Origin of the sequence: Pedobacter sp. CFBP9032, from assembly GCF_034045265.1 — a bacterium.
Taxonomy (GTDB): Bacteria; Bacteroidota; Bacteroidia; order Sphingobacteriales; family Sphingobacteriaceae; genus Pedobacter.
Genome location: NZ_JAXCWE010000001.1, coordinates 601,772 through 614,284, shown reverse-complemented (window position 1 = coordinate 614,284; position 12,513 = coordinate 601,772). Strand labels below are relative to the sequence as shown.

Annotated in this window: 8 protein-coding genes; 2 read left to right on the top strand and 6 right to left on the bottom strand. The window is 37.2% G+C overall.

The window, feature by feature from the left end; genetic code table 11:
* Window positions 1-17: 17 nt before the first annotated feature.
* The 4 genes from SOM16_RS02535 to dapF all read right to left on the bottom strand — a co-directional run bounded on the left by SOM16_RS02535 (window position 18) and on the right by dapF (window position 7,014).
* The gene (locus SOM16_RS02535) at window positions 18-1,418 is read right to left on the bottom strand and encodes an efflux transporter outer membrane subunit (RefSeq protein ID WP_320462414.1); all 1,401 of its coding nucleotides are present in this window, start codon (window positions 1,416-1,418) and stop codon (window positions 18-20) included.
* 14 nt (window positions 1,419-1,432) lie between these two features.
* A complete protein-coding gene (locus tag SOM16_RS02530; protein ID WP_320462413.1) occupies window positions 1,433-4,615 on the bottom strand; it encodes an efflux RND transporter permease subunit in 3,183 nt (1,060 codons plus the stop codon).
* A 50-nt stretch (window positions 4,616-4,665) separates the two neighbouring features.
* Window positions 4,666-5,835 (bottom strand): efflux RND transporter periplasmic adaptor subunit, encoded by a 1,170-nt coding sequence (locus SOM16_RS02525; RefSeq protein ID WP_320462412.1) that lies wholly within the window; start codon window positions 5,833-5,835, stop codon window positions 4,666-4,668.
* Window positions 5,836-6,231: 396 nt separating this feature from the next.
* The gene (gene dapF / locus SOM16_RS02520) at window positions 6,232-7,014 is read right to left on the bottom strand and encodes a diaminopimelate epimerase (protein WP_320462411.1); all 783 of its coding nucleotides are present in this window, start codon (window positions 7,012-7,014) and stop codon (window positions 6,232-6,234) included.
* 492 nt (window positions 7,015-7,506) lie between these two features.
* On the opposite strand from dapF, the gene SOM16_RS02515 reads away from it, so the two are divergent.
* Entirely contained in the window at window positions 7,507-9,057 is a 1,551-nt protein-coding gene (locus tag SOM16_RS02515) for a trypsin-like peptidase domain-containing protein (protein WP_320462410.1), read from the top strand.
* A 61-nt stretch (window positions 9,058-9,118) separates the two neighbouring features.
* Here the strand turns inward: SOM16_RS02515 and SOM16_RS02510 are convergent, their stop codons facing one another.
* Both SOM16_RS02510 and SOM16_RS02505 read right to left on the bottom strand, forming a co-directional pair.
* Window positions 9,119-9,463 (bottom strand): four-helix bundle copper-binding protein, encoded by a 345-nt coding sequence (locus SOM16_RS02510; protein ID WP_320462409.1) that lies wholly within the window; start codon window positions 9,461-9,463, stop codon window positions 9,119-9,121.
* A gap of 163 nt (window positions 9,464-9,626) precedes the next feature.
* Window positions 9,627-10,916 (bottom strand): aminopeptidase P family protein, encoded by a 1,290-nt coding sequence (locus tag SOM16_RS02505; protein WP_320462408.1) that lies wholly within the window; start codon window positions 10,914-10,916, stop codon window positions 9,627-9,629.
* 171 nt (window positions 10,917-11,087) lie between these two features.
* Here SOM16_RS02505 and SOM16_RS02500 point away from each other — a divergent pair, with 171 nt between their 5' ends.
* Entirely contained in the window at window positions 11,088-12,440 is a 1,353-nt protein-coding gene (locus SOM16_RS02500) for an OmpA family protein (RefSeq protein ID WP_320462407.1), read from the top strand.
* Window positions 12,441-12,513 lie beyond the last annotated feature (73 nt).

Genomic DNA, 12,513 nt, shown 5'->3' with positions numbered 1-12,513 from the left:
TTAGTCAAGGAAATGGATTATTTCCAGCCACCGCCTAAAGCACGGTATAAATTAACAACCGATTGTAGCTTTTGTAATCTATCATTAATCCCATTCAATTGAGCAGTTAATAAACTTTGTTCTGAAGTTAACACATCAGTATAATTTGTTGCTGAGCTATAGCGTAATAATTCTTTAGTAAAATCTACAGCTTTGGTTAACGATGCGATTTGTTTTGCTCTGGTTGCTTCCTTTTCTTCTGCAGTTTGGTAGGCATATAAAGCGTTCGATACTTCTTGTCCGCCCGTTAAAAGCGTTTGCTGGAAAGTATAAAATGCAATTTGTTGATTAGCCTGAGCCGTAGTTAAGCGAGCTTTGTTCGCTCCTTTAGCAAAAATTGGTTGTGTTAATCCACCAACTAAATTATAAAAAATTGAATTGTCGAAAAAGTTATTGAGTTGCAAACTGGTTAAACCGCCAGCGGCAGTTAAAGTTAAAGCAGGATAGAAATATGTTTTAGCCACATTGGTGTTTTCAAATGCTGCACGGAAACCAAATTCAGCTGCAATAACATCCGGACGGTTTTGTAATAACTGAGCAGAAACGCCTGTTTGTAAATTTGAAAATGCCACTTGCTGATCTAAAGTAGTACGGTTAACTGTTCCCGGTGCTTGTGCCAATGCAATGTTTAATGCATTTTCTGCTTCTTTAATACTTCTTTTCAAATCAGGAAGTGTTACTTCAGCGGCGTATAAATTTGCCTCACTCTGAACTACAGCAGCTCCATTAACCACAGCTCCTTCCTTCAGCGCTTTCATGGTTTCTACATCCTGCCTTCTGATTTTGATCGTCTGTTCGGTAATAGCAAGCTGTTTATCCAAAGCCAGTAAGGTGTAGTAACTATTAGCAATGGTGGCAATTAATTGGGTTTGAACTGCACGTTTAGCGGCATCGCTTTGTAATAAAGTGGCAAATGCAGATCGCTTTGCGCTGCTTAATTTTCCCCAAATATCTGCTTCCCATGCCGTACTTAATTGCGCCCTATAAGTTTGGGTTTCTAAGTTAATGTTAATTCCCGCCGGAAAGTTTAATGCAGCCGCAGCTTGTTTGGCATCTGTAACCGAAACGTCTGCCTGTAAGCTTGGTAAAAACGCTGCACGGCTTTGTCTTAAAGTCGCCTCAGAAATTTTAATCCGTTCAATCGCTTGTTTTAAATCTAAATTTTGATTTATTCCTTGCTGAATTAACGACTGCAAAGTGGTATCAGAGAATAAAGTTTTCCATGGCAAATCTGCCATGGTAGTTGTATCTGTTGTGTTTTTATCCCGGTATAACCCTTCACTTTTAACCTGCGGGCGTTCGTATTTTTTAGTCACACAAGCGCTTAAGGTTAATATGGTAAAGCCGATTAAAATGGAATACTTATATCTGAGTTTCATATTTTCTTAAAAAATTAATGTTTCTTCTGACTGATTGCCAATTCATATTCTTCTGGTGTTTGCTCTTTTTCAATTCCCTCTTCGAAAGGAGATTTACCACTGATTCTCTCCTGTAAACTTTGAAAAACGATGAACAAGGCAGGGATTACAAAAACACCAAACAATGTTCCGATTAACATACCACCTACTGCACCGGTACCAATTGAGGTATTACCTGCAGCTCCAACACCAGATGATAACATTAAAGGCAATAAACCTAAAATAAACGCAAAAGATGTCATTAAAATCGGACGCAAACGAGCTGTAGCCCCGTCAATTGCAGCATTAACAATACTCATTCCTTTTCGCCTTCTATCAACTGCATACTCAACAATCAGAATAGCGTTCTTGGCTAAGAGACCAACGAGCATGATAAGTGTAATTTGCGTATAAATGTTATTATCTACACCAAATATTTTATCGAAAACAAATACGCCAGCTAAACCGATAGGTAATGATATTAACACTGCCAATGGTAAAATATAACTTTCGTATTGAGCAGCTAACAAGAAATAAACAAAGATGATACAAAGTAAGAAGATAAACACTGTTTGACTTCCTCCACTTATTTCTTCTCTTGATAAACCAGAGAATTCGTAACCATAACCAGCTGGTAAAGTTTCTGCTGCAACCTCTTGTACGGCTTTTAAGGCATCACCAGAACTAAAACCAGGATTCGGATTACCTGTTACTGAAATTGAAGTAAACAGGTTAAAACGTGAAATGGCTTGTGGACCATATACCTTAGTTAAAGTGATAAACTCAGAAACTGGCGCCATTTGTCCGCTCCCGTTACGGACGAAAATTTGGGTTAAAGTTTGTTCATTTGCGCGATATTGGGCATCAGCCTGATACATTACCCTGAATTGTTTACCAAACTTGTTAAAGTTGGAAGCATAAACACCACCGTAATAACCTTGCATTACACCTAAAACATCAGCAACGGTTAAGCCAGCCTGTTTTACCTTTGCCACATTTACATCAATTTGATATTGCGGGAAATTAGGGTTGAAGGATGTTGAAGCATATTGAATTTCTGGTCTCTTACTCAATGCTGCTAGAAAGCCAGTGCCAATATCATTGAATTTTTTAATGTCGCCACCAGTTTTATCTTGTAACTGGAATTCAAAACCACCACTTGTTCCGAAACCCTGAATGGTTGGCGGAGCAAAGAAAATAATTTTAGCGCCTTTAATATTTGCTGTTTTGGCAAATAGTTCGCCAATGATAACTTTTACATCGCGGCCTTTACGTTCATCCCATGGTGTTAATCTGGAAATTACCATCCCGTAAGAACTCCCCGAACCACTAATTAAACTTCGGCCAACAACTCTTAAGGTATTTTTTATCTCTGGAATGCCGTGAGCAACACTGTCTATTTTGGCAATGATAACATTTGTTTCTTCTTGTGATGTACCTGCAGGAAGAGAAATATCAGACATGATGGTTCCTAAATCCTCATTCGGTACGAAACCTTTTGGTGTGGTATTCATCGTCCAAACAAGAAGACCTGTGAAAAACAAAATTCCTAAACCAACGATCCATTTTTTATGAGATAGGAAACTAACTGATTTTTTATATTTATTCGTTACCGCATCAAAAGAAGTATTAAATGCAGCATAAAAACGCTCTAAGAAATTTTTCTTTTTTCCATGATCATCAGCATGTGGTTTTAAAAATATAGCACACAAAGCCGGACTTAATGTTAATGCGTTAATCGCTGATAAGATAATCGAGATCGCAAGTGTTAAACCAAACTGTTTGTAAAATACACCCGAAGATCCCTGGATAAAACTTACCGGGATAAATACAGCAGCCATTACCAGTGTGATCGAGATAATCGCGCCGCTAATATCGTCCATTGCATCTACTGTAGCTTTTTTGGCATCGGTATAACCTTCGTCCAGTTTCGCATGTACAGCCTCTACCACTACGATTGCATCATCCACCACAATACCAATAGCAAGTACAAGTGCAAATAAGGTTAACAAGTTGATGGTAAAACCAAACAGACTTAAGAAAAAGAAGGTACCGATAATTGCCACCGGAACACTAATTGCAGGAATCAGCGTAGAACGGAAATCTTGTAAGAAAATGAATACTACCAAGAATACCAGAATAAAAGCTTCGATCAAAGTATGAATTACCTTTTCTATCGATGCATCAAGGAAGTCATTAACGTTTACCAAAGTGGAATAATGAATCCCTTTTGGAAAAGTTTTTTGCGCTTCATCCAGTGTTTTAATAGAGTTTTCAATAACTTCCTTCGCATTAGATCCTGCAGTTTGGTTAATGGCGATACCCAATGCTGGTTTACCATTAAAACTTACCGCACTTGCGTAACTCTGTGCACCTAATTCAATTCTTGCGATATCTTTTAACCGAAGTATCTGTCCGTTATCAGCAGTTTTGATAATGATATTGGAAAATTGTGCTTCGTCTTTTAATCTTCCGGTATATTTCAAGGTATATTGAAAGGCCTGATCACCTTGCTCTCCAAATTGGCCTGGAGCAGCCTCCACATTCTGATCTGCTAGTGCTGTATTTACATCACTTGGAACAAGACCATAAGTTGCCATTACATCTGGTTTCAACCATATACGCATGGTATAATCCAATGTTCCGAAAGCACTTGCATCACCTACACCATTAATACGTTTAATTTGTGGAATGATGTTAATATTGGCATAATTCTGTAAAAACTTCTGATCATAAGATGGATCATCACTATAAAGACCAAAGATTAATACGTTACTGGCTTGTCTTTTAGCAGTGATTACTCCTGATCTGGTTACCTCTGCAGGCAATAAACTGGTTGCACGGGCAACCCTGTTTTGAACGTTTACCGCAGCTAAATCTGGATTGGTTCCTAATTTAAAGTTGATTGTTATGGTTGCTGTTCCATCATTACTAGCAGTCGAAGTCATGTAAGTCATATCTTCTACACCATTTATTTGTTCTTCTAGCGGAACAACTACGCTATTCATTACCACATCAGCATTTGCACCCTGGTATGAAGTGGAAACCTGCACTGTTGGTGGCGCAATTTCTGGGTATTGTGAAACCGGCAAAGTGGCTAAACCTAAAACACCGAGAATAACGATGATAATGGATATTACCGTTGATAAAACCGGTCTTTCTATAAATTTTTTAAACATAATTAATATTGATTACACTGGAAATAAGTGTGATTGCACTGATTATATTATTATTGTTTGATCTCTGCATAAACTGAATCAGCACTTTGCTCTTCTGGTTTAATTTTAACACCATCTTTTAAAGATTGGAAACCTTCCAGAACAATTTTATCGCCTGCTTTTAATCCTTTAGTTACCACATAAAATTTATCCTTTGCTAAATCCATTACCTGAATTTCAGTGCTTACAATTTTAGCTGAATCACCCAAAACATAAACAAATTTCTTACCCTGCAAATCAATAGTAGATTTTTGCGGAACTAGAATGGCATTTTCAACTTTTTGTGGAATTCTTACGGATGCACTTCCGCCGGATTTTAACAAAGAAATAGGATTGGGGAAAGTTGCTCTTAGGCTTGCAGATCCGGTATTGGTGTTAATCTGACTGTTAATTGATTCAATTTTTCCATTCTGGGCATAAACAGTTCCGTCGGCCAATACCAAACTAACAGCAGGAATGTTAGCCATTTGCTTTGCCAAAGTATTGCCTTTATAAGTTTTAGAGAAATCTAAAAGCTGTTTTTCATTTAGAGAAAAGTAAGCATAAACTTTAGAAGTATTAGCTATAGTTGTTAAGGGCTCTGTGCTAGAACTGCTTACCAAACTTCCATGTCTGAAGGGGATAGAACCCACCACGCCATTTACCGGACTAGTGATAGAAGTGTAACCTAAATTTACCTGAGCGTTTGCCAGTGTTGCTCTTGCCTGTGCTAAAGCTGCTTTCCTGCTTTGTAAGGTAAGTTGGGCAGCATCTAAATCATATTTACTAATAATGTCTTTTTCAACCAAGGGTTTAGTTTTGTTGACTTGAAGTTGAGCTGAGTTAACATCAGCCTCTGCACTACTTATTGCGGCTTTAGCTGTTCTAACCTCCTGCTCATATTGGGGTGCCATAATGGTGAAAAGTAACTGACCTTTCTTTACCAAAGCACCTTCATCAACCAATATCCGTTCAATAAAACCATCAACCTTAGGGCGGATATCAATATTTTGAATTCCCTCCATAGTGGCAGGATAATCTGAATTTAATTCTGTTGTTTGCGATTTAACGGTAAAAACCGGGTAAGCTTGTGGGCCAGCTGCCGCTGCTGCTGCCGCTTTTTTTGCATCGTCGTTATTTCCGCAGGATGCCAGAAGCATTCCAATGCTCATGCTAACAAAGAGAGTTGTTACTTTTCTCATGGAGTATTCGTGTGTGTTTTAAATTAATTCCGGGTTGAAATCGTCTTCACAAAAGGATTTTGAGTTCTCGATTTCTGCCCAAAAATAGGGCCTAAAAAAAAATAAATCTGTCCAAATTCTGTCATTTAATCAATCGATTGATTTATTTTCATATTAAAAATGAATTGGAATGATATTAACGGCTTATTTGTGAGGGGTTTGGGAAATAAATAATTGTATTTTTTATGTGTAATGATCTTGAGACAGATTGTTAATTGGTGTTAAAATGTAGCAAATATTAAATTTTGATCAAAGAATTGTAGCCGAATTCGGTCGAATAGTTATTTCGTTAGTGTATGATTTACACACTTCATGTTTAGGGTTAGAAGTAGCTTTGAATTAAAGTATGAATTGTGATTAATCTACCTCACCTTCGAAAACTAATTTAGCGGGGCCGCACAAAAATACATTCGTGAAATTTAATCCATCATAATCAAATTCAATTTTAATATCGCCGCCCAAAACTTTAATATCTGTTTTGATGTGTCCGTTTTGGTTTTTGTGTTTAGCCATTGCCATGGCCACAGCAGTTACTCCCGTGCCGCAGGCATAAGTTTCATCTTCAACACCACGTTCATACGTGCGTACAAAAAGGTGGTCGCCTCTGTCTTCTACAAAATTTACATTAATACCTTTTGCACTGTAAGTCTGATTATAGCGAATGTTTTTGCCTTCATTAAATACGTCAAAATCTTTTAGGTTATTTTGTATGGCAACGTAATGTGGCGAACCTGTATTTAAAACGTAGGCTTCCTCATCACGATCAATACTGCTTACATCAATCATTTGAAGGTCAACCCATTCGCCATTTTCAGAAATTCTGGCATAATGCGGTCCGTCAACTGCCAAAAAGTTCGTTTCTCTATCGATAATACCAAGTTGTTTGGCAAATGCAACGATACATCTGCCACCGTTACCGCACATGCTGCCTAGTTTGCCATCTGCATTAAAATAATGCATTTCGAAATCATAATCTTTATGTTTGGTCACGAACATTAATCCATCAGCACCAACGCCAAATCTCCTATGACAAAGATGCTCAATATGTTGTTTATCAGTATTTTCTAGTATGGAATGAGTGTGGTCTATTAAGATAAAATCATTTCCTGCGCCCTGGTATTTATAGAATTTGGTTTTCATTGAATCTTCATTTTTTTATGCAATCTTTAAATCACAATAGATGTTAAGCATTTTAGTGTTCCTTCATTTAACATTTTTTAACACGGACGTAGATGCTTTAGTTATGCAAATATCGTTGATATGGTATTAAATTTGAATAAACTTACGAAAGAAAATTTAAGCAGATAAGAAACTGCTGGAGCAATCTGCTTAAACAAAGTAAATAAAAAGCTCCTGCCGAATTTTACAAATTTAAGAACCTGACGCATTACAAGTGAATCAAACAATTTGCCGGCAAAAGAACTTGTAATTAATTGAGGGGGATTAAAAACAATACACAAAAATTTGAAACCGTTAAAGGCGTTTAATAAATTCGATAGTCGCATTTAATAGCTTCATGACCATTAAAAAACAATATATAAACACATGAAACCATTAAAAGCCTGCTGTACTAGAAAAATAGAAAATGGCTTTTAATAGCTTCATGACCATTAAAAAACAATATATAAACACATGAAAAAAATACTAGGAATTACCGTGTTAGCTGCTTTTATAGGTGGGGCAGCAGCAATTGGAGGTTATAAACTATTTGAGCGTAACCAAACTGGAACCACAATTTCTGAAAAACAGAATTTGTATTTCGCAAATAATCCACTTAAAGTTACATCGGCTGGCGCAACAGATTTTACGCAGGCAGCAGCGGCAGTTGCACCAGGCGTGGTTCACATTAAAACAACCTATTCGGCATCAGGTAGAAGCCAGGGAAGTTCTTCTCCTTTCGATATGATGGAAGATTTCTTTGGTGGTGGCGGCCGCCAAATGCAACGTCAGCCAAGAGCAGCATCAGGATCTGGAGTAATTATCAGTCAGGATGGCTATATCGTAACCAATAATCACGTAGTTGAAAATGCAGAAAAAGTAGAAGTAGTATTAACAGATCGACGTAAAGTAGAAGCCAAAGTAATTGGTCGCGATCCAAATACCGATTTAGCTTTAATTAAAGTAAATGCTACTGGCTTACCAGTAGTTAAAATGGGTAACTCAGATAATGTACAAGTGGGAGAATGGGTGTTAGCTGTTGGTTTTCCACTAGACTTGCAAACTACCGTAACCGCTGGAATCGTAAGTGCAAAAAACCGTAGTATCGGAATTATCGGTCGTGAACAACAAGGAAACGAGATTACCGAAGAAGAATATAGAGAATATCAACGAACAGGTAAAAGACCAGAGCGTCCGGCAAATACCAGTATCGAATCATTCATTCAAACCGATGCGGCAATTAATCCTGGCAACAGTGGTGGTGCATTGGTAAATGCAAATGGAGAATTGGTTGGAATAAATTCTGCAATCGCATCTCAAAGTGGCTACAACCAAGGTTATGGCTTCGCTATCCCGGTAAACTTAGCCCGTAAAATTGTAGATGATTTTATGAAATACGGTTCAGTAAAGCGTGGTTATATTGGCGTTAGCTTTGTGCCTTTAAGTGGAGACGAAAAACCTGAAGGAATTAAAACTAACGAAATCAGTGGGTTATATGTGAATGATGTAGTAGCCAAAGGTGGGGCAGAAGCGGCAGGTTTAAAATCTGGTGATGTAATTAAGAAAGTGGATGGAGTAGTGATTAACGATTCACCTGATTTACAGGAAAAGGTTGGTCGTTTAAACCCAGGCGATAAAGTTAAATTAACAGTATTAAGAGATGGTGCACTAAAAGATTATACGGTAACCTTAAAAGGTGAAGCGAGTATAAATCCGGAAGCTAATACTGCTGCTACTAAATCTGCAGAAGTTTCTAAACTTGGTGCAACTTTTACCCCGGCAACCCCTGCCCAAAAATCGAAATTAAGAATTAATAGTGGTGTGGTAGTTACCTCGGTTACTACCGGAAAAGCTTTCGATAATATTGGGGTAGAAAAAGGATTAATTGTTACTAAAGTAAATGGACAGCCAGTAAATAGCGTAGCTGATGTTCAAAAAGCTTTACCTCAAACCAGAAACGGCATGGTTTATATGTCGGGTGTAACGGAACAAGGTGCTTTTAACTTTAGTTTTCCAGCACAATAATTAACATTTAAAAAGCATAAAAAAAGATCCTGATAAGCGTCAGGATCTTTTTTTATGCTTTTTAGTCTTGCTTAATTGGCTCGTGGTTCGCATGGCATGCATCTGCACATTTTTCGCAAGCTATTGCACATTGTCTGCAATGCTCATGATCATGTTGGCCGCATTCTTTTGCACAAAGCCTGCAGATTTCTTCGCAAAGCAATAGATACTGGCGACTAATTACTGAATCTCTTTGTAGAAGTCGGGCTGCCTGCGTGCAAATGTCTGCACAATCCCTGTCTAATCTAATGCAATCAATCATCATTTGTAAATCTTCTTCTTTTAAACATGATGAGGCACAATGTTCGCAAGCGAGTGCACATTCTAATAACGCCTGGATTAGGTCGTGGTTATTCCTGGTTTCCATATCTTAAATTATTTCGTTAAAAAAAGTTTATTACTTTAAATAACCCATCCTTAACCAAACAGTTTTAATAACCTGATTATTCGCGAAACGAAAATGGCTTTATCCTGTTTAAGGAGTAAAGCCATTATTTCTAACAAATGAATCTGTAAAGTATTATTAAGAACTAGCTATTCATAATATCTTCAATCTCTTCTGCCTCTAGTGGAATATCTGCCATTAAATCGATATTTCCATTAGCCGTAATCAGGATGTTGTTCTCCAGGCGAATGCCCAAACCTTCGTCAGGGATATAAATTCCAGGCTCAACGGTTAAAATGTTTCCTTCAGCGAAAGGCGTGTACCTGCCTGCAAAATCGTGTACATCAATACCTAAGTGATGAGAAGTACCATGCATGAAGTACTTTTTATAGGCAGGGTAGGCCGAATGTTGGTTTTTAACATCAGTTGCAGATATTAACTTTAGGTTGATTAATTGTTCTGTCATGATTTCGCCAACAATTTCATGGTAGGTATTCCATACTGTACCCGCAACTAAAAGTTTTGTCGCTTCTTTCATTACCTGTAAAACGGCATTATAAACGTCTTTTTGTCTGGAAGTAAATCTTCCGCTTACAGGAATAGACCGGCTCATGTCTGCATTATAATTGGCATATTCTGCTCCAAAATCAAAAAGAATCACATCTCCTGCGTTACAAGTTTGGTTGTTATCGTTATAATGAAGGATATTAGCATTGTGGCCGGAAGCAATAATAGGTGTATAAGCATGGCCGGTTCCGCCCTGGCGGATAAATTCGTGAATAATTTCGGCCTCAATCTCATATTCTTTTATTCCTGGTTTAGTAAATTTCAACACCCTTATAAAAGCATCGCGGGTAATGGCACACGCTTTTTTAGTGAGGGAAATTTCGACTTCTGATTTTACAGCTCTTAAATTACGCATGATAGGCGCAGCGCGTTCATATTGATGCAAGGGATACTTTGATCGCATCTGTTCGATAAATCTTAAATCGCGATGAGGAACGGAATGAGCATACCGGTCATTTTCATTTGTATTCAGGTAAATGTGATCTGCATAATGAACAATGCTGTGTAGAATATTATCGAAATCTTCTAACCAATAGATACTGGTAATGCCTGATGCAGATTTTGCTTGCTCTTTTGTATATTTATAACCTTCCCAAACCTTAATGTAGTCGTTTGTCTGTCTTAAAAACAGGACTTCTCTATACAAAGGGTTAGGACAATCCGGATATAAAAGTAATATTGTCTGTTCCTGATCGATTCCTGATAAATAAAATAAATCTGGATTTTGCTTAAAGATAAAGTTCTGATCACCACTTCTTGGAAATTCATCACTAGCATTAAATATAGCTAACGAGTTGTCTTTTAGTTGCTTGGTGAAGTTTTTTCTATTTAAGGTGAAAAGTAATTGATCAATTTGAGGATATTTCATAACTTATGCATTAATAATTATATGAGGATCAAATGTAATAAAATCCCTTTTTCGGACGAAGTTTGGAACGGAGTTTGTGTAAATGTTTGAAAATTTAAAAATTTGTTTAATTTTGCGATTACAAAAAATTATACAATTAAATTGTTTAACCCTTAAAAAAGAAAAAAGATTATGAATTATTCTACTTTAAAGAAAAGTGTTGCGCTTTCTTTAGTGGCATTAACAGGAGTTGCTTCTCTTGCTGTCGCTCAGGATGCTCCTGCAACAACTTCTTCAACCAAGGTATTTGGTGGAAGAGGACAGTACAGAACTTGGTCAATCGGTGTTAACGGTGGTGTATTAGCACCAGTTGTTGCTATTGGTGGTACCAATGATTTTAACAAATGGGATGTTAACTTAGGTTACGGTTTAAACATCCGTAAACAATTAGGTCACTCTTTCTCATTAGAGTTAGCTGGTGTACGTGGTAAACTTTCTGGTTCAAATGATGCAACTTCTGGTCCAGTAACATCAACTGCTCGTGATTTCGAAACTCAATTACAATATGCTGTAGATTTACGTGGTGTTGTTAACTTAGGTTCTATCGATTTCTTACGTCGTGAGAATTCTGTAGGTTTCTTCTTAACTGCTGGTGCTGGTTATTTAGCTTATGCTCCAAAAGTAACTCAAGCAAACGGTACAGTTATTGACTGGAAAGGTAATGCTACTGGCCCTGCTGGTGACAAACACGAAGCTAAAGACTACGTAAAAGGATTCTATATTCCAGTTGGTGCTGGTGTTAAATTCAAAGTTTCTGAGCGTGTTAACTTCAACTTAGGTTACACTATGAACTTTGTTGATGCTGATAACTTGGATGGAGTTTATGCAAATGGTACTACTAAAGATAAATTCTCTTACGGTTATGCTGGTTTAGAATTCTCTTTAGGTTCTTCTGCAAAACCAAGTTTAGAATGGTCTAACCCATTAGCTACTATGTACGATGAGTTAAAAGATCCAACTTTACGTCAAGAAGTTGAAGCTTTGAAAAACCGTGTATCTAACGTTGAAAAATCTGTTGAAGATTTGAAAAAAGATACTGATGGTGATGGTGTTGCTGATCAATTCGACAAATGCCCAGGAACTCCTGCAGGTACTGCTGTTGATGGATCAGGATGTCCACTTCCAAAATTCACAGCTGATTCTACTAACACTAACGTAACAGGTTTCGAAAAAATCTCTTTTGATTTCAACTCATCTGTATTAAAAACTGAATCATATCCTACTTTAGATAAATTATCTTCAGTGTTACGTGAAAACGGTGGTAAAGTAACTGTAAACGGTTACGCTTCAAGCGAAGGTACTGCTGCATATAACATGAAATTATCTAAAGACAGAGCAAATTCTGTTAAAACTTACTTAGTAAACTCTGGCGTAACTGCTAGTCAAGTTGCTACTAAAGGTTTAGGTGAAGCTAATCCAATTGCTTCTAACGATACTGAAGAAGGTCGTATCCAAAACCGTCGTGTTGAAACTGCTAGAAACTAGTATTTCAATATAAAGTTTAAAAAAAGTCCCGATGCAAATCGGGACTTTTTTTATGCCTTTTAATTTCTGCATT